The sequence below is a fragment of the Lysobacter soyae genome, assembly GCF_019551435.1.
GTDB classification, from domain to species: domain Bacteria; phylum Pseudomonadota; class Gammaproteobacteria; order Xanthomonadales; family Xanthomonadaceae; genus Solilutibacter; species Solilutibacter soyae.
In genome coordinates, this window is sequence record NZ_CP080544.1 from 175,530 (window position 1) to 193,190 (window position 17,661).

A 17,661-nucleotide genomic window follows, 5' to 3' on the forward strand; every position below is an offset into this window, starting at 1 on the left:
GGCACTGCGTGCGGCACGCGGCAAAACCCACCATGACCCTACATCCCGCCATCCACTACGGACACCGATATGCCCGGCTATTCCTACATCGTTGCCATACACGGCTTGCTCGGCCTGATCGCGCTGGTCACCTTCTGGTCTGCCGCCTTTTTGAAGAAAGGCAGTCCGAAACATCGTGGTATCGGCAAGCTATTCCTGCTGGCCATGGCCGGCATCGTGGTCAGCGGCATTCCCTTGGTGATCGAGTTTGCGTTCTTCCGACAAAAATTAGCCATTGCGCTGTTTCTGACCTTCTTGCTGCCGCTCACCGCACAGGCCTGTTGGACCGCTTGGCGCGCGGTCACCGATAAACGTGACTGGAAAAATTTGGTGGCACGTCCGGGCTGGAAGCTTGCGCAATACTTGCCGGCATTACTGGCGGTGCCGGTGATTTGGGTCGGCGTGCGCACGGGCCAGTTGGTCTTCGTGGGGTTTGCGTTGATCCCGCTGCTTACCGCTTGGCGTATGCACCGCTTCGCGAAGGACGGCCCGCAGCAAGGCAACTGGCATGTGGTGATGCACTACCAAGCGATGCTGGGTGCGGGGATTGCCACCCACGTGGCCTTTCTTTCCATCGGCATGCGACCGGTCTGGGCCTGGCTCGCCACGCACACACAGATTCCCGGTGTGCTGATTGAGGTCTTCCCTTGGTTCGCGCCGGTGATTGTCGCGACTGCCGCCGGTGTTTGGCTCGGCAAAAAGTACAACCGCAAGCCGCCGTCACGCAGGCTGCGCGCAAGCATGCCGCAACCGGAATAAAGCCCGTCAGGCGTCGGCGTCGGTGGCCCAACCTTCGCCGCTGCCGCGATGGATCACATGGTCGGACGCCAGCACGTCGCCGGCAGGAATCGCCGATTGCTCGGACAAGCGCTGATAGATCGGCGTGAAATCGGGGGCGGTCGCATCCATCAATTGCTGGAAGGAATCGATCACGAAATAGGTCTTCTGATACGTATCGATCCGATAGCGCGTTTGCATGATGCGTTCCAAATCAAAACCGATCCGGTTCGGCGCTTCGGATTCCAACGAGTACAAAGATTCGCCTGCGGAGGAAACGATGCCGCTGCCGTAAATGCGCAGCCCGTCGGCCTGTTCGATGAGCCCGAACTCCACCGTGTACCAATACAAACGCGTCAAGTTGACCAAAGCTTCCGGACCGATGCCGTGTGCTTTCACACCGCCGCGGCCATAGGCGGCCATGTAGTCAGCAAAGGTCGGCAACATCAACAACGGCACGTGGCCGAAAAGATCGTGGAACAAGTCCGGCTCTTCGATGTAATCGATTTGATCGGGGCGTCGGATCCACCAGGTCACCGGAAAGCGACGATTGGCCAAGTGGTCGAAGAAGTCCAGCTCCGGCAGCAAACCCTCCACACCGATCAAGGTCCATCCGGTGGCAGGTTCCAACACCGCATTGATGTCGGAGAATTTCGGGATGTGGTCGGGGCTCATGCCCATCGCGTCTTGCGCTTGCAGAAACTCGTCCGAAGCGCGGCCTTTCAACAACGCGCGTTGACGTTCGTACAACACCTTCCACACGCCATGGTCTTCAGCGCTATAGCTGTCCCAAGGTTGATCGACGATACCGGTGGCATAGACCGGCACCTTGCCTTTATCGGTGTGGAGATTTTCAACGCGTCGCGGTGGCATGTTCATATGACCATTCTACCCGCGCGGGAAACGTATTTTCAGGGCAAGACGCGAATGAAAAACGATTCGCTGCCTTCCAACGTGCAGGCATCGTTGACGCGCTTGCAGTACACCGCCACGCGTGTGCCCACCTGCGGATCGCCTTCCACGCGTCCCCAAATCGGTGCAGGGCCCATGCGGCGTCCACTCATGGTGGTCACCACCGTGTCGTTGACGGTGATCGTGCAAACGCCGTCCACAAAACAGCCGTTGTCGCGCGCCTTGACGACACCGCTGAATGAGAAAGTGCCGCCATCATTGGCCGGTGTTGCGGTCGGTGTCGTTGTGCAACCCATCACCGCCATGGCAGTCGCTATGACGAATGTGCTGATCGTTGCGCGCATGGCATGTCTCCTGTTTCCAGCCAAAAGAATGGCCGCATTACGCGGCCATTCCATGTTTCCACAACAGATGTGATGACTTAGAAGCGATATTCGCCGCTCACGGTCAGGCTGTTGCTGTTGTAGCGGTTCTTCGCACCGGTGTAGGCATCGTTGTTGCGACCGCGGAAGTAGTCGTAGTTCACGCCCACACCCACGTTCGGGGTGAAGTCATAGCCCACGCCCACGCCGACGTACGGGGTGACGGTGCCTTTGTCGGTGGTGACCACGTTGGTGGACGAGGCGAGCAGGTTGGTTTCAACCTTGCTGTCGGCCTTCATCACGCCACCGCGGGCTTGACCGTACCAACCGGTGTTTGCGGTTTGGTCTTGCGCCAAACGCATCTTGCCGACCACGCCGACACCGTAACCGGTGACGCGCTGGTTCACCGAACCGGCACCGGCCGGCAAGGTGGTGTCCTTGTCGTAGTAACGACCGTAGAAGCCTTCAACCGCGACATGCGGGGTGAAGTAATAGCCACCGCGCACGTTCACCGAGGTGTCCTTCGAGTCCGGTACACCGGCGGTTCCGTTGTTGATTTCGGTCTTACCGACTTCACCGCGGATGAACGCGCCCTTGTTACCTGCGTCCTGGGCGAAAGCGCCGGTGGACATGACGGCCAAAGCAGCAGCGGCCAAAGAGGTGAATGCGAGTGTCTTCTTGTTCTTCATGGTTCTTCTCTCTATCGCCCCGGGGGAGGGAGGTGGGGCGTAGAGACAAGATAGGGAGGGGGTCGGCGATTGAAAACCCCGCTTAACATCTTCGTAAATCAATCGCTTAGGTAGAAAACCGCAAGCTGAATGTCAATTGTTAAAACACGCCTTGCATCAGTCTCAGTTCATGCCGAGTGTGCCTTCGCCCATTCAGCATTCTATGGGGTATGGCGTGGCAATCAGAAGCCGTCGCCGTCGAGAATGCGGCCCACCGAGCCCAGAATCGACCCTTCGCCGACGTTCTTGCCGCCGCCTTGCGGGGCTGCCGCGAACATCCGGCCGGCCATGCGCGAGAACGGCAAGGATTGCAGCCAGACATGACCGGGCCCGGTGAGGGTGGCGAGGAACATGCCTTCGCCGCCGAACATCATGCTCTTGATACCGCCAGCGGCACGGATGTCCATATTGACGCTCGGCTGCAGCGCGACCACGCAACCGGTATCCACATCCAAACGTTCGCCAGGAGCGAGTTGTTTTTCCACCAAGGTGCCGCCGGCGTGCACGAAAACCATGCCGTCGCCTTCGAGCCTTTGCATGATGAATCCTTCGCCGCCGAACAGGCCGGTGAGAATCTTGCGTTGCAAATGAATGCCGAGCGAGACACCGCGTGCGCCGGCGAGAAAACTGTCCTTCTGGCAAATCAGCGTGCCGCCGAAATCCGACAGCTTCAACGGAACGACCGTGCCCGGGTAGGGGGCGGCAAACGCCACATGCGCCTTGCCTTGTCCCGTGTGGGTAAACACCGTGGTGAACAAGCTCTCACCGGTGACGAGGCGCTTGCCGGCAGAGAACAGCTTGCCCATCACGCCGCCGCCGCTGCTATCGCTGCCGTCGCCGAACACGGTGTCCATTTGAACCGACGCGTCCTTGTACATCAAAGAGCCCGCTTCCGCGATGGCGCTCTCACCCGGGTCAAGTTCCACTTCGACGAAGGGCATGTCGTTGCCGACAATCTTGTAATCGATCACATCGTTGGCGCGGCTCATCGGACTTCCTCTAACAATTGGTTGGTGGTGAAATTCAGGGTTCTGAGGAATCGCCCTGCTCGGCGTCCTCTTCAAGTTCCCAACTGTAAACGCGTCTTGGCGGCAACGGATCGGCCGTTCGTAATGCCAAGGCGCACAGCACACCCGCGACGGCGCCGCCCAGATGCGACTGCCAGGAGACACCGGCCTCCTGCGGAAAAATCGTCATCATCATGCCGCCATAGACGAGAAACGCGATCATCGCCGCGGCGACTGCCGCGCGGTCACGGCGTAGCAACCCGAGCACAAAGACCAAGAACATCAGCCCGTGCGTGATGCCGCTGGCACCCAGATGGTGTTCACCCGGCGCGCCCAGCAACCAGGCACCGACGCCCGAACCAAGCCACAGCCATGGCAAGGCGCGTACCGTTGCACGCGGGTACACACTGCCGGCCAGCGTACCCAGCAGCAACACCGCGATACTGTTGCTCAACACGTGGTTCCAACTGCCATGCAGCAGGGGCGCAAACACGATGCCGAGTAGCCCCTCCAGGCGCCAAGGCTGGACGGTGAACGGATGAATATCGACGTTTGCCAGCAGGGCCTGCAGCGACAGCAGCAGCAAGGTGGCCAACGCACTCAAACGGAAGGCCCGCCGGATCCGAAAGCGGTCTTGCTGTTTCTGTAAGGCGGCGTCGGTCGGGGCGTGCGCGGGAATATGCATGGATCAGAGATGGCGGTGGCCATCGCATAAAGCAAGCCGGCCGGCGCCACCGCTTACAATGCACGCATGAACGAATTGATCCAGCGTGTCCGCCTGAAAAATGCTTGGAACTCCACCCATCCGTGGATTTTCCAACGCTTGGTTGAAAAACCCGCCCAACGCCCGAAACCGGGCAGCATCGTCGACGTCGAGGGTGTTGACGGCAAGTACATCGGCCAAGGCTTTTACAACGGACATTCGCGCATTGCCCTGCGCATCCTGAGCAACAATCCGGACGAGGTGATCGACCAAGCATGGTTCGAAGCCAAGATCGCCGAGGCGGTCGCGATGCGCCGCGAGATCTTGAAACTCGACGACATCAGCAATGCATGGCGGGTGTTCCATAGCGAAGGCGACGGCATCAGTGGTTTGGTGATCGACCGCTACGACGATCTGATCGTGGTCGGATTCTTCAGTGCCGGTGCCTGGCGCCACCGCGAGTGGATCTTCAATGCCTTGCGCAACCTCTTCCCGGGCTGCCGCTTCCACAGCTTCGCCGACGAGCACGTGCAAAAGCAGGAAAGCTTCGACTATCGCGACACCCAAGGCACCGAGCCGGCACTGATCACCGAGTACGGCATCAAGTTCCAGGCGGATCCTGCCGGCGCGCACAAGACCGGCTTCTTTGCCGACCAACGCGAAAACCGCGAATGGCTGTCGCATCTGTGCGCCGGCAAACGCGTGCTCGATCTGTGCTGCAACACCGGCGGCTTCGGTGTGTATGCGGCGGTGCGCGGCGCCAGTGAAGTGGTGGGCATCGACATCGACCCAGCTGTGTTGGATATTGCCCGCAACAACGCGCGCTTGAACGGGGTGAAGCCGCGCTATATCCAAGCCGATATTTTTCCCTGGTTGCGTGATGCGGCCGCCAATGGCGAGCAGTTCGACGTGGTTGTGCTCGACCCGGCAAAGATGACCCGCGATCGCGAGCAAGTCATCAGCGCACTGAAGAAATATCTCGACATGAACAAGCTTGCCTTGGGTGTGGTGAAGCCCGGCGGCTTGTTCGCCACGTTCTCGTGCACCGGCTTGGTCAGCGAAGACCAGTTCCTCGATATGCTGCGTCGTGCGGCGTTTTATGCCGGGCGCACCGTCCAGGTGTTGAAGGTGTCGGGGGCGGGTTCCGACCATCCCTTCCTCGCCCAAGTGCAAGAATCGCGCTATTTGAAAGCGGTATTCTGCCGCGTTCTCGACTGAGAAACCGGATCATGGCCAAGCTTGCGAAGTCCCATCACGAAGCGCATCGCATTGACCGGATCGGCTGGCTGCGCGCCGCCGTTCTCGGCGCGAACGACGGTTTGATTTCGACGAGTTCTTTGCTTATGGGTGTGGCCTCGGCCGACGCACAACCCGCCACCGTGATGTTGACGGGGCTTGCAGCCTTGGTGGCTGGGGCGCTGTCGATGGCGGCTGGCGAGTATGTCTCGGTCAGTTCGCAAGCAGATACGGAAGCGGCTGACATTGCCAAAGAAAAGCAAGAATTGGTTGAAATGCCCGAAGCGGAATTGAAAGAGTTGATCTTCATTTACCAGCGTCGTGGCTTGAGCAAAGAATTGGCTACCCAAGTGGCCGAAGCCATGACGGCACATGATGCGCTTGGCGCGCATTTGCGTGACGAGCTAGGGATCAGTGAAGTGCATGCGGCAAAGCCTGTACAAGCCGCTTTGTCTTCTGCTGCCGCGTTTGCCGTGGGTGCGCTACCACCGCTGTTCTTGGTGTGGGTGGTGAAGGGCGCACAACTACCCGTCTATTTGGCGGGCGTCACGTTGGTGTTGTTGGCGGCCCTCGGTGCAATTGCCGGCAACCTCGGCGGTGCTTCGGCGGTGAAGGGCGCTACGCGCGTGATGGTGTGGGGTTCGCTCGCGATGGCGGCCACATGGGCCATCGGCCGTCTGTTCGGAGTTTCTGCGGTCTGAGAATTCGGGTTTAAACCGATTGGCGCAGCAAGGCGTGGACGCGGATTCCGGGTTCGAGATTGCGCAAGCGCAGGACGCCGCCCATGGCGACCATCCGGTCTTCGAGACCTCTCAGACCATGGTTGTGTGTCATCTGTTCGACGCGGCCGATGCCGTCGTCGTCGACGGTCACCAGCAAGCACAATTCTGTATGCCGCGCTTCCAGCCGCAAACGCACACGGCAGCTGCTGGCCCGCGCGTGACGAATGGTATTGGTGACCGCACCCTGCACCACGCGATAGGCGGCCACGCGGGTGGCGTCTTCCAGTTGCAGCCAGAGACGCCCGTCGCCCGCCAGTTCGACGTGGTAATCCAGACCGGCGCGCTCTGCCAAGTCGCGCAGCGCGCCGTTTTCAATCGCTCCATACAGGCCCAATTCGTCAAGCGCGGCAGGCCGCAAACTTTCCAAAGTGGAGGTCAAATGCTTGCGCAGCGCTTTGGCGGTGTCCGCCAAAGCAATGACGTAGGCTTGGCCGCCGGTTGCTTGCAAGAGCGGTGAAACCTGCTGCAACTGTGTTGCCAAAGCCACCAGGGTCTGACCGAACTCGTCATGCAACTCTGAAGCCAAACGTCTGCGTTCGCGTTCTTCAGACTGGACAGTTCGGGTGGCGCTGCTTTGCAGGCGGCGTGCCAAATCGATCAAGTCGTCGCGCATGCGCAGCAGATCTGTATTCTTTTTCCGCAGCTCTTCCAATGCCGAGCCGAACATCAAGGCCACCGCGCCGACGATGGCAATGAACAACTGCACCCAGATCGGGTTGCGTGAGAAACCGCCCAAATGCTCTTCGATCGCGACCGCGCAGCTGGTTGCAAAGGCGGAGATCGCCGCACCCCGCCAGCCATGCTTCACGGCAAACACGATCACCGCCACCATCAACAGCAAACGCAGCAGTTCGGCCAACGACAAACCCTTTGCTGCCAAAGACAAGCCGACGTACAGTGTCATTATCGGCAGCAGCGAAAAAGCCGCATGGCGAAGAATCATGCCGTTGCCTTGCAGTGTTTTGCGTTGAAGCCACCAAAGCACCAAGGGCACCGAGACCATCAGGCCGACAAAGCCGCCCATTAAATGCGAGATGTAAAACTCGCCCAAGCGCGCCCAATCATCTGCATTGCCCAAAGCGGAATAGAAACCGCGGATGTAACCGCGCACGTCCCCGATACGACCTTCATACAGGACGTAAATCACATCTTTGAACGCTGGAACCGCGAAATTCGCCATGGCGGCAACGTGCAGCCAGGCCAAGGTGCGCGCACTGACCGCATCGCGCGCCCGGATCCCGGCGCGCAACATCAGCCAAGGCCCGATAAGATTGGTAAACGGGTGGACGAAACTCCCCAAAAACAGCTGCACGGGGCCGGGGGAGAAACCGAGAAAGGCGTTGTCACCATCACCCGTGGCGTGGCTTATCAACATGCCGTACATCAGGGATGTGGCGATTTGAGTCAGAACCAAGGCCCACCAGTGACGTTTGGGCAACATCCAGATGGCCATGAACGGCACCCAAGCCCCGATCCCCCAATGCGTAAAGCCGACCAGCTGAAACAGGAGAATGCCCGCGGCAACGGCGAGACACAATGTGGGCAATCGCGCTGCCTTCGGCAAAGCGCGAAACATTGAGGGAAAAGGGTCGTCGGCGGGTGCCGTACGCGGGCGGGTCGGCACGTTGATCCATTCCAAATCAGCCACTCCAAGACAGAATAATCAAAGCCGACCCAGGCCGTTCGGAATTTCGCGAATCCCGTGAATCGCTGGGGCGCGGTCAAGGCGATGATTCGTTGGGTGTTGGCAGCGTCGAGTTCCTTGAGTGCAAATACGGTCGGCCCCATGGTGCGGTCATCCGCGCCCGGTAAAGGTGTGCTTGCCGATCGGGCACTCCGGTCAGGCGAATAGATAGGCGAAGAGCTGGCTGAGTGCGCCCACGGCGAGTTCGACCCACACCAATACCACTATCACGAGAATACCCAAACCGGCGAGCCAACGTTGTGCAGGCGTCTTCAGGCGTCGGCTGATGAGTTCGTAAGCGAGACCGGCCGCAAACAACAAGGCGCCCATGATGACGAAATCCATCGGGCTCCAATGCCAACCTTCACCGGGCGCTTTGGCGCGATCGACGAGCGTCATCACCATCGGAATCATCAAGAGCAATCCCGTGCCGAGCGCGGGGCGGGTCAACAGTTGCTTGGTCATGCGTCGTCTCCGTGTCTTCAGTGGCGCCAGCATCCGCTCCGAATGTGTGGCGAATATGAAGTGACGACGATCAGTGAATCTCGTCCGAGGTCACGGCGCAGCCCCAATTCACCCCGCTGATTGCGGGATAGTCACAGAGCGCATCAATCCGTTGGCGATACATCGCTTCGATACACGCGGCCGTCTTGCAGGTATCACGCTTCTTCAGCCAAAGGCGCTGGCTGGATTTGATTTCGCGCCGCGCCTCCTCGCCGATGTTCGTCGCCAGGGCGCCGTCGTAATTTTTCTTCAATGCGTCATCGAGTCTGCCAAGCGTCGGGTTGGCACAAATTTCCTTCTCGACCAACGTGGCGGCTTTCTTGCAATTGAAAGAAGCCGCTGTGGCGGCGCCGCTACCGAGCAACAGGGCGAGCACGATCAAATGTTTCATGAGACTTCCTTACTTGCAACGATTGACGGGTGACCACTGCACTTCGGAGGGCAGGTTCCAGTAGACATCGACCACCGTTCCGGCGGCATCGGTCATGACGCCGAGATACTTGGCCAGCGGATCCCATTCAACAACCCAGGTGGTGATGCGGGCGGTGCCAAGAACGCCGTCGCGGCTCGGGGTGCCGAGTCGGGCTTCGAGTTCCGCGATATTGGTTTTGCAGAGCTTCACGTCGCGGGCAACGTCCGCGCCATGAGCGATGACATGTTCGCCATTGTCTTCGGGAAGCGTTGCGCACCCGGTCAATGCCAACAGTGCGGGGAGACAAAAAGGGATTCGCACGGGTCTCTCCTTGATCAACCGAGAACGTTCGGATTCAACTGCCATACCGCGTAGTTGAGCGCGGAAGCAAACAACACCCAACACAAATAGGGGACGAGCAAGATGCCGGCGAGCGGACGCACCTTCCAGAATGACCGCATTGTCGCGACGATCAACAGCGCAAGCAAAATGATGTCGGCCATTGCCAGCGCGCCGCGATGCCAAGCGAAAAAGAGCCAGCTCCACAACGCATTCACGGCAAGCTGTACGAGAAACAGCGTCAGCGCGGAGCGGTGCTTGGCCACACCGCCTTCTCGCCAAACCAACCAAGCGGACACGCCCATGAGTGCATACAAAACCGTCCACACCGGTCCGAACACCGCTGAGGGCGGCGCCCAATCCGGCTGCACCAGTTGTCCGTAGAACGACGCCGCCCGAACCGAGGCGATCGCGCCGATGGCCGAGGCGGAAAAAGTGATGGCCAGCCACACCAGCAAAGCCATCGCTTGCTTTCCTTTCGATGCCGCTTGCATATAAACGGTCCTTAGCATAATGAGATACCCCGGCATTGTGTCATCGCGCTTGCCAAACCCGTGTGCAAGTTTTCACGCGCCCGGCTGTGGCGGGGGTCGCATCCAGTGAGACGGAAGCCGTCTTAAACTGTGGGCATGTCTAATGAAATGCTCTTGTGGATCGTGTTGCTGGCCGTCGCGGTGGCCATCGTGTGTTTGATCCTGTTGTTGTTGCGCAAACCCGATGCGGCGATGGCGCGCTTGCGCGATCAGCTGGAAGCGGCGCTTCGCGATGAACAACGGGGCGGCCGCGGAGAGTTGCGTGATTCGCTCGAGGCGCTAGGGCGCGGGCAATCGCAACACCACGCCGGACTCGATCAAAAGGTCAACGCGCTCACCGAGCGTACCGATCGTCGCTTGGATGAATTCCGTCTGTCGCTGGCGGAGGAAGCCCACAAGACGCGCGCTGCGGCGCTGGAACAACAGAAAGTGTTTGCCGACAGCCTCGGTCAGCGCTTGTCGGAGTTGACCCAGGGCAACGAACAGCGCATGGGCGAGTTGCGGCATTCATTGGAAACGCAACTCAAGGCCCTCCAGGCCGACAACGCGCAGAAGCTCGAGAAGATGCGCGAGACCGTGGATGAAAAACTGCAATCCACCTTGGAGACACGTTTCAACGCCTCATTCGGCATGATTTCCGAGCGCTTGGAATCGGTGCAACGCGGCCTGGGCGAAATGCAACAACTGGCCTCCGATGTCGGAAGTTTGCAGCGCGTCCTCACCAACGTGAAGCAGCGCGGTACCTTTGGTGAAACCCAATTGGGCGCCCTGCTCGAAGATGTGTTGACGATGGATCAGTACGCGGCCAACGTGGCCACCCTGCCCGGTTCGGCAGAGCGCGTGGAGTTTGCGATCCGTATGCCCGGCCCCAAAGACAGCGGTCAAATCTGGCTGCCGATCGATGCCAAATTCCCGCGCGAAGATTACGAACGCCTGGTGGAAGCGCAAGAAAAAGCCGATGTCGACGGCGCGCACGCCGCGGGTGCCGCGTTGGAACGCCGATTGCGCGACGAAGCGAAGAAAATCCGTGAAAAGTACGTCGGGCCGCCACACACCACGGATTTTGCGTTGCTCTTCCTGCCCACCGAGGGGCTGTATGCGGAAGCCATCCGGCGTCCCGGTTTGTTCGAAGACATCCAACGCACGCATCGCATCACCTTGGTCGGACCGACCACCTTGCTGGCGGTCTTGAACGCGTTGCAAATGGGCTTCAGAACCTTGGCCATCGAAAAGCGCTCGAGCGAAGTCTGGCAAACGTTGGGTCAGGTCAAAACCGAGTTCGGGAAATTCGGTGCCACCCTCGATGCCGTCAAAAAGAAGCTGACCGAGGCCAGCAACAAGATCGACGAAACCGGCGTGCGTTCACGCGTGCTCGAACGCAAGTTGCGCGACGTCGAGGCATTGCCGTATCCAGAGGACGCGGCCGAACTGCAGTTGCCGGCAGCCGACGACGACGCGTGAAATATTCTCAGTAAGCCGGCGGACGCGAGACGCCGCGGCGCGGTTTTATCTTTTTGTTCTTCTTCGGCGTCGGTGCGGGCTTCGCCATTTCCGCCATCGGCACCGGTGCGGTCAGCAGATACGCGGGGACGCCTTTGTCATCGTCGTCATCGTCGCCGAAGATCTGAAAACTGCGACGCTGCATCCAGGAATCGCGATAGAGCAGATAGTCGTCGGCGGCACCTTCGCGCATGCTGTCGACCGACAACAGCTGGGTGCGGATATCCACGACCTGGAGCACACCGATACCGGTTTGCGATTCGGGATCGAAATGACGCGTCGGATTCAACGGGCGATCCACCACCATGCCAACGACATCACGCAGGGTGCGCGGGCCGAACATCGGCAATTCCACATAGCGCGATTGTTTCCAACCCCAGGTGCCCAAGGTTTGACCGAAGTCTTCCTGTTCACTCGGAATATTGATCTTGCTTGCCGGATCGAGCAGACCGCCCAAACCGAAGGTCGAGTTCAGCGCGAAACGCATCGTGGCATTGGCCGCGATGTCGGGCTTGCCTTGCAACAACGCATTGATGACAGTGATGGGTTGGCTCAAATTTCGGAAGAAGTTGCTGATGCCGGTGCGGATCGGGCGCGGCACGACACGGATGTAGGCCTTGGCCACCGGCCGCAAAATGGCGCGATCAATCACGTTGTTGAATTCGTGGACTTTGCGATTGTATTTTTCCCACGGATCGCGAATTTGCGACACCACGCCGCCGTCGACGCTGTCGTCGTCTTCGGCGTTGCCATAGAGCACATTGAAATCGGCTTCCGCTTCGCCGGCTGCATCTGTGGGGGCGGAAGGTTTGGCAGTAGCTGTAACTGTTGCTTCGGTTTTCGCGTCGGTGACCGGCGTCGAATCGCCCGCCTCAACCCGTGCCGTGTTTGCCGTGGCAGAAGCTTCTACGCCGTCAGTGACTTCAGATGAAACTGCCACTTGTTCAGGCGTGCCCGACACATGGCCCACAGGCCGTGTTGCACATGCGGAAAGCGCAAAAGCAAGTGCAGCGATAGCGGCAACGTGGCGCAAGGTCATGACGTGATTTTCTTAGGCGGTGAATCGCAAATGCGGGTCCAAGCGATAGGCTTGGCGAAGTGCGTCCAAGTGCGCAGGGAGCCCGTGGACTTCGGCGGACGCTTGATTATCCTGCAGCTTTGAGAGCATCGCCAGTGCCGCGCTGTCGGCCGAGGTCAATCCGGTCAAGTCGAGCACGTTGTATCGAAGACGACACACCTCCGCCCAAAGTGCAGCCACGTTCGAGACAGAAAGCGCCCCGGAGATTCCGAGGCGCCCGTCGGTCAACGTCGCGCGGGCGTCGTCATTGCGCATGCTTAGTTGGCTTTCGCCTTGATCGAGCCCGAACGCAGGTCCGCGGTCACGGCCTTGATGCCCTTTTGGCGCAACGGGGCGTCGAACTGGCTACGGAAGGTTTGCACGAACGACACGCCTTCCACCATCACGTCGAACACTTTCCAGGTGCCGCCGACTTGGTGCATCAAGTAGGTCACCGGAATCGGGTCACCGCCGGCGCGCGTCAGCTCGCTCACCACGCGCACACCCTTGTTTTGCGGGAGGGCGATTTCGGATTTCACGCGCGGGGTCAGCTTGGTGTTGAAATCGAGCAGCGAGCTGCCGTAACGCTGCATCAGGCTGTCAGCCAAGGCGTCGCTGAACGCGCGAACGTCGGCATCGGATGCGCCACGACCGTTGACGCCCAGCACCAAACGGCCGGCGTAATCACGATCGAACATCTGATTGAATTCGGAATACACGAAGCTGTTCAAGGCTGCGCGGTTTTTCTTGAATTCGGCACGACGCTTCTCAAGCGTGGTCAGGACGCGCGTGGTATTGCTCAACACCAGTTGCGACGGTGCGCCGAGTTTGGCGCTCGCCGTTGCCGGTGCAGCGGCCAACGCCATGGTCGGCGCCACGGTCATGGCGGCCGCGCTCAGGGCAACAGACAAAATCAACTTCTTCATTTTTCGGTTCCATCGGGGGTTGCGGGTGCGCTGCCGTCGGCCTCTTCGGTCGCTGCGGCATCGGACTTCGGTGCGTTATTGCTAAACATGTATTTGCTGGCAAGTTGCAGCAAATCAACGGCGGATTGGGTCATCACGATTTCGTCGCCCGCCTTCAAGACGTCCGGATCGCCACCCGGTTGCAAGCCAATGTAGGCTTCGCCGAGCAAACCGCTGGTGAATATGCCTGCGGTGGTGTCTGCAGGCAGATCCTTGAATTCAGGTTGCATCTTCAAGCTCACCACGGCGTCGAAACGCTGCGGGTCGAGTTTGATGCTGTCGACACGGCCAACGGTGACGCCGCCGATGCGCACCGGTGCGTTGTCACGCAGCTGGCCGATCGCCGTAAACCGCGCCTTCAACGTATAACCGGCGCTCTGACCGAAGCCGAACTTGCCGTTGGTGGAGGCCATGGCCAACACCAGCACGACGGCCAAGGCGAGCAGCAGGAAGATTCCGACTGCGAATTCTGTACGGGGGGCACGCAAACTCATTTTTCCTCCTCAGCGGAACATCAATGCCGAGAGCACAAAGTTGAACATCAGCACCATCAGCGAGGCATTGACCACGGCGCGCGTGGTGGCAACCGAGGTGCCCTCGATGGTGGGCTCGGAATGGAAGCCGACGAAAGCCGCGATCAGCGCCGCAATGGCACCAAAAATCGAGGCCTTGATGAAGGCCGGAATGAAATCGTGGCTGGCATCGACGGCATCTTTCATCACCTGCCAAAACGTGCCGTCGTCGAGCCCGATGATGTGCACCGACTCGAACCAACCCGCGACAATCGCCGCTGCAACGAAGAACGCCACCAACAATGGAACGCACAACACGGCCGCCCAAAAACGCGGCGCCACCACTTTGGCAATGGGATCGATGGCCATCAAATTCAATGCGGTGATTTGATCGGTGGCGCGCATCAAGCCCAGCTCGGCCGCAATGGAGGAACCGGCGCGGCCGATGAACAGCAACGCGGTCAACACCGGCGCCAATTCCCGATACAGCCCGAGGCCCAGCATCGCGCTGACCTGGTTGCTCGCGCCGTAGGTATCCAGTGCGCGATAGCCCAACAAGGTGACCGACAAGCCGACAAAGGCACCGCCGACCAGAATGATCGGCAATGAACGCGCACCGATCTTGTAGATCTCGCGCACGAATTCGCGCAACAAAGCCGGAGTCGGCACCGAGGCGCGCAACACGGCGAAGAAGAACAAACCCATGCGACCGATGTCACGGACGCCGTTGAACAACGTACTCATGCGTACGACCTCGGCTGCGCATCGAAAGCAATCGGGCCATCGGCGGCGCCATCCAGGAACTGACGCACCCACGGATCATCGCTGGCATTCAATTGCGCGGGCGATCCTTGGAACACCACCCGGCCATTCGCGATGACCACGGCGTGGTCGCAGATCGGCAGGGTTTCATGCACGTGGTGAGTGACGATCACGCTGGTCAGTCCGAGGGTTTTGTTCAAGCGCCCCATCAATTCGGTGATCACACCGGCGGCAATCGGATCGAGACCCGTGAGGGGTTCGTCGTAAATCATCAGCGGCGGATCCAAGGCCAAGGCGCGCGCCAACGCCACACGGCGCGCTTGTCCACCCGAGAGCTCGCGCGGGAACGCGTCTTTGAGGCCGCGCAAACCGACGGCATGCAATTTCAGTTCGACCAAGCGATCGATCACGTCCGTCGGCAGTCGGGTATGGGTTTCGATCGGCAAAGCCACGTTCTGCGCGACAGTCAGATCCGACAACAAGCCGTTACCCTGCAGCAGCACGCCCATCTGTTTGCGCAAGGCGAGCAGCGCGCGCGTCTTGCCGGCCGGCACCTGCGCATCAAACACAGTCACGCTGCCCTTGGCTGGTGCCAGCTCGCCCATCAGCGCAGCGAGCAAGGTCGACTTGCCGCTACCGGAGGGGCCTAGCACCGCCGTGACGCTGCCCTTCGGCACCCGGATGTCCACACCATCGAGCACGACCTGCCCGTCGCGCACCAAACGGAGCGCGCTGACATCCACAGCGATGGCGGGGAGGGCGGAGGCGGACACGGCGTCACGGACACAGGAAATCACCGTGAAGGATGACCCCTAAAAGCTGAATGCAGCTTATGTCTCTAAACGAAACTTTAACGAGGCGTTTCATGCCGGCGCGACAAGCGCCACCGCCGGGTAAATGACGGGCGCCGACATCGGCCGTTTTCACGACCACACGCATGCGCATGTCCGACAGTGATCACATGAATTCGAAAGCAGCAAAGACAGCGCACGGACACGACGCCATGTTCAAGAACCGCTATGCATGTGTCGCCCATTTTTCCGACCGCTATCTGGGGTCGCCGTACTATTCCGCCGGACGCGCATGGACGGACTATGCGCCCGCCTACGCCTTCGGCTACGACACCTATCAGCGCTTTCGCCACCGACAATTCGAAGAAGTGGAAGGCGAATTGCGCAGGGCCTGGGCAAAAGCACATGGCCGCTCGCGTCTGATCTGGCCGGAGGCACGCCGCGCGGTGCGCGAAACCTGGCAATTGCTCGACACCGAGTCGCCCGGTCAAATCGATCGACCCCAACGCGGTCACTGCGCCTAATCTAAACTGTCGGCATGAGTGATCAAGACGATATCCGCAATGATGTGTCGCGTGCCGAGGCTGAAGCCGCCGTCCGCACCCTGTTGAAATGGTCGGGCGACGATCCCGAACGCGAAGGTTTGTTGGACACGCCCAAGCGCGTGGTCAAAGCCTATGCCGATTGGTTCAGTGGTTACGCCATCGATCCGGATGAATATCTCTCGCGCACCTTCGAAGAGGTCTGCGGTTACGACGAAATGATCATCCTGCGCGACATCGAATATGAGAGCCATTGCGAACATCACATGGCACCGATCATCGGGCGCGTGCACGTGGGCTATTTGCCGAAGGGCCGTGTGGTGGGCATCAGCAAGCTCGCGCGCGTGGTTGACGCTTATGCGCGACGCTTCCAAGTACAGGAAAAAATGACGGCGCAAATCGCCAACTGCATCCAACGCGCACTGCAACCGCAAGGCGTGGCGGTGGTGGTGGAGGGTGCGCACGAATGCATGACCACACGGGGCGTGCACAAGCGCGGGGTCAGCATGCTGACCTCGAGCATGCTCGGCACATTCCGCGAAGATGCGCGCACCCGCAATGAATTCCTCCGCTTCATCGAAACCGGCCGGCGCTGAGCCGCTGCACGATGTGCTGATTATCGGCGCGGGTCCTGCGGGACTCACTGCCGCGACCTATCTCGCGCGCTATCGCCGTGACATCGTGGTGGTGGATGCCGGCAAAAGCCGCGCGCGCTGGATTCCCACCAGTCACAACTGCCCCGGGTTTCCCTTGGGCGTGGAGGGCGATCAACTCCTGAAGTGCTATCGCGATCAAGCGGCGAACTATGGTGTGGCGGTCACTGACGGCTGCATCGCGCGTTTGGAGAAGCTGGCGGATGAGGCTTTTTGCGCCACCGCGGAAGATGGCCGGCGCTGGCAAGCGCGTTTTGTGATCCTCGCCTCGGGTGTGGTCGACGAAATGCCCGCCATGCAAGGTCTGACCGAAGCGATTGACTGCCAAGCCATTCGCCTGTGTGCGGTCTGTGATGCCTATGAGGCCAGTGATGCGCATATCGCCGTGCTCGCACCGGTGGATGAGGGCATTCGTCATGCGCTGTTTTTGCGCAGTTATTCCGAGCGCGTTTGCGTGCTGCCCACCGACGCTGAGGCACCCGACCCCGATTTGAAAGCGGAAGCCGACGCCGCCAATGTGGCGATTCGCGCGCCGGCAACCGCGATGGCGTTGAAAGAAGGCAAGACGGAAGTTAGCTTCGGCGACGGCGCCAGCGCATTGTTTGACACGGTCTATCCCGTCTTGGGCAGCGTGGCGCAAAGCGGTTTGGCCTTGGCCCTGGGCGCGAAACACGACGACAACGACGAGCTCGTAGTGGGGGCTGATCTGGAGACCAGCGTGCCCGGGCTATATGCCATCGGCGATGTGGTCAGTGCCTTGAATCAAATCAGCGTGGCCGTGGGCCATGCCGCGGTTGCCGCGACGGCCATCCACCGGCGCTTGGCGCGCAATTTCCGGGAAAACCAAGACGCTTGACAATT

Annotated in this window: 21 protein-coding genes and 2 pseudogenes; 7 read left to right on the plus strand and 16 right to left on the minus strand. The window is 60.0% G+C overall.

The genetic code is table 11. The features are described from left to right. Window positions 1-69 precede the first annotated feature (69 nt). Entirely contained in the window at window positions 70-798 is a 729-nt protein-coding gene (locus tag H8L67_RS00865) for a hypothetical protein (protein ID WP_220379925.1), read from the plus strand. Between the two features lie 6 nt (window positions 799-804). Here the strand turns inward: H8L67_RS00865 and phhA are convergent, their stop codons facing one another. From phhA to H8L67_RS00890, 5 genes and pseudogenes are all read right to left on the minus strand, one after another. Further along, complete coding sequence (phhA, locus tag H8L67_RS00870; protein WP_220379926.1) at window positions 805-1,695, minus strand: phenylalanine 4-monooxygenase; 891 nt, start codon at window positions 1,693-1,695, stop codon at window positions 805-807. Between the two features lie 32 nt (window positions 1,696-1,727). After that, window positions 1,728-2,072, minus strand: a complete 345-nt coding sequence (locus tag H8L67_RS00875) for a hypothetical protein (protein WP_220379927.1) — start codon at window positions 2,070-2,072, stop codon at window positions 1,728-1,730. A gap of 77 nt (window positions 2,073-2,149) precedes the next feature. Further along, window positions 2,150-2,779, minus strand: coding sequence for an outer membrane beta-barrel protein (locus H8L67_RS00880; RefSeq protein ID WP_220379928.1), 630 nt, complete (start codon window positions 2,777-2,779; stop codon window positions 2,150-2,152). Window positions 2,780-3,000: 221 nt separating this feature from the next. Next, window positions 3,001-3,795, minus strand: a pseudogene (locus H8L67_RS00885) (TIGR00266 family protein); the annotation flags it as partial. A gap of 49 nt (window positions 3,796-3,844) precedes the next feature. Further along, window positions 3,845-4,510: pseudogene (locus tag H8L67_RS00890) on the minus strand (rhomboid family intramembrane serine protease); the annotation flags it as partial. Window positions 4,511-4,576: 66 nt separating this feature from the next. Here H8L67_RS00890 and H8L67_RS00895 point away from each other — a divergent pair. Both H8L67_RS00895 and H8L67_RS00900 read left to right on the plus strand, forming a co-directional pair. Then, a complete protein-coding gene (locus H8L67_RS00895) occupies window positions 4,577-5,746 on the plus strand; it encodes a class I SAM-dependent rRNA methyltransferase (RefSeq protein WP_220379930.1) in 1,170 nt (389 codons plus the stop codon). Window positions 5,747-5,757: 11 nt separating this feature from the next. Next, window positions 5,758-6,465 (plus strand): VIT1/CCC1 transporter family protein, encoded by a 708-nt coding sequence (locus tag H8L67_RS00900; protein WP_220379931.1) that lies wholly within the window; start codon window positions 5,758-5,760, stop codon window positions 6,463-6,465. A 10-nt stretch (window positions 6,466-6,475) separates the two neighbouring features. Here the strand turns inward: H8L67_RS00900 and H8L67_RS00905 are convergent, their stop codons facing one another. The 5 genes from H8L67_RS00905 to H8L67_RS00925 form a co-directional block, all read right to left on the minus strand. Further along, a complete protein-coding gene (locus H8L67_RS00905) occupies window positions 6,476-8,194 on the minus strand; it encodes a histidine kinase (protein ID WP_220379932.1) in 1,719 nt (572 codons plus the stop codon). Between the two features lie 192 nt (window positions 8,195-8,386). Next, entirely contained in the window at window positions 8,387-8,695 is a 309-nt protein-coding gene (locus H8L67_RS00910; protein WP_220379933.1) for a hypothetical protein, read from the minus strand. 70 nt (window positions 8,696-8,765) lie between these two features. After that, window positions 8,766-9,125, minus strand: a complete 360-nt coding sequence (locus H8L67_RS00915; protein WP_220379934.1) for a lysozyme inhibitor LprI family protein — start codon at window positions 9,123-9,125, stop codon at window positions 8,766-8,768. A 9-nt stretch (window positions 9,126-9,134) separates the two neighbouring features. Further along, a complete protein-coding gene (locus tag H8L67_RS00920) occupies window positions 9,135-9,467 on the minus strand; it encodes a hypothetical protein (protein WP_220379935.1) in 333 nt (110 codons plus the stop codon). Window positions 9,468-9,481: 14 nt separating this feature from the next. Next, on the minus strand, window positions 9,482-9,979 hold the full coding sequence (locus H8L67_RS00925; protein ID WP_220379936.1) for a TspO/MBR family protein: 498 nt from the start codon (window positions 9,977-9,979) through the stop codon (window positions 9,482-9,484). A gap of 135 nt (window positions 9,980-10,114) precedes the next feature. On the opposite strand from H8L67_RS00925, the gene H8L67_RS00930 reads away from it, so the two are divergent. After that, the gene (locus H8L67_RS00930; RefSeq protein ID WP_220379937.1) at window positions 10,115-11,479 is read left to right on the plus strand and encodes a DNA recombination protein RmuC; all 1,365 of its coding nucleotides are present in this window, start codon (window positions 10,115-10,117) and stop codon (window positions 11,477-11,479) included. Between the two features lie 7 nt (window positions 11,480-11,486). On the opposite strand, the gene H8L67_RS00935 is transcribed toward H8L67_RS00930, so the two are convergent. From H8L67_RS00935 to H8L67_RS00960, 6 genes are read right to left on the minus strand one after another with little or no spacing between them, the layout of a single operon-like run. Next, window positions 11,487-12,557: an MlaA family lipoprotein gene (locus H8L67_RS00935; RefSeq protein ID WP_255555983.1), complete on the minus strand. Its 1,071-nt coding sequence runs from the start codon at window positions 12,555-12,557 to the stop codon at window positions 11,487-11,489. A gap of 12 nt (window positions 12,558-12,569) precedes the next feature. Beyond that, complete coding sequence (locus tag H8L67_RS00940; protein WP_220379938.1) at window positions 12,570-12,851, minus strand: STAS domain-containing protein; 282 nt, start codon at window positions 12,849-12,851, stop codon at window positions 12,570-12,572. A gap of 2 nt (window positions 12,852-12,853) precedes the next feature. After that, entirely contained in the window at window positions 12,854-13,501 is a 648-nt protein-coding gene (locus H8L67_RS00945) for an MlaC/ttg2D family ABC transporter substrate-binding protein (protein WP_220379939.1), read from the minus strand. Further along, window positions 13,498-14,034 (minus strand): outer membrane lipid asymmetry maintenance protein MlaD, encoded by a 537-nt coding sequence (mlaD, locus tag H8L67_RS00950; protein ID WP_220379940.1) that lies wholly within the window; start codon window positions 14,032-14,034, stop codon window positions 13,498-13,500. The genes H8L67_RS00945 and mlaD overlap by 4 nt, the downstream gene beginning before the upstream one ends. 9 nt (window positions 14,035-14,043) lie before the next feature. Further along, on the minus strand, window positions 14,044-14,796 hold the full coding sequence (locus H8L67_RS00955; protein WP_220379941.1) for an MlaE family lipid ABC transporter permease subunit: 753 nt from the start codon (window positions 14,794-14,796) through the stop codon (window positions 14,044-14,046). Continuing rightward, window positions 14,793-15,587, minus strand: a complete 795-nt coding sequence (locus tag H8L67_RS00960) for an ABC transporter ATP-binding protein (RefSeq protein WP_220379942.1) — start codon at window positions 15,585-15,587, stop codon at window positions 14,793-14,795. The genes H8L67_RS00955 and H8L67_RS00960 overlap by 4 nt, the downstream gene beginning before the upstream one ends. A gap of 188 nt (window positions 15,588-15,775) precedes the next feature. On the opposite strand from H8L67_RS00960, the gene H8L67_RS00965 reads away from it, so the two are divergent. From H8L67_RS00965 to H8L67_RS00975, 3 genes are read left to right on the plus strand one after another with little or no spacing between them, the layout of a single operon-like run. Next, window positions 15,776-16,129 (plus strand): hypothetical protein, encoded by a 354-nt coding sequence (locus H8L67_RS00965; RefSeq protein WP_220379943.1) that lies wholly within the window; start codon window positions 15,776-15,778, stop codon window positions 16,127-16,129. A gap of 14 nt (window positions 16,130-16,143) precedes the next feature. Then, window positions 16,144-16,743, plus strand: coding sequence for a GTP cyclohydrolase I FolE (folE, locus tag H8L67_RS00970; RefSeq protein ID WP_220379944.1), 600 nt, complete (start codon window positions 16,144-16,146; stop codon window positions 16,741-16,743). Continuing rightward, on the plus strand, window positions 16,706-17,656 hold the full coding sequence (locus H8L67_RS00975; RefSeq protein WP_220379945.1) for an NAD(P)/FAD-dependent oxidoreductase: 951 nt from the start codon (window positions 16,706-16,708) through the stop codon (window positions 17,654-17,656). Before folE ends, H8L67_RS00975 begins: the two co-directional genes overlap by 38 nt. Window positions 17,657-17,661 lie beyond the last annotated feature (5 nt).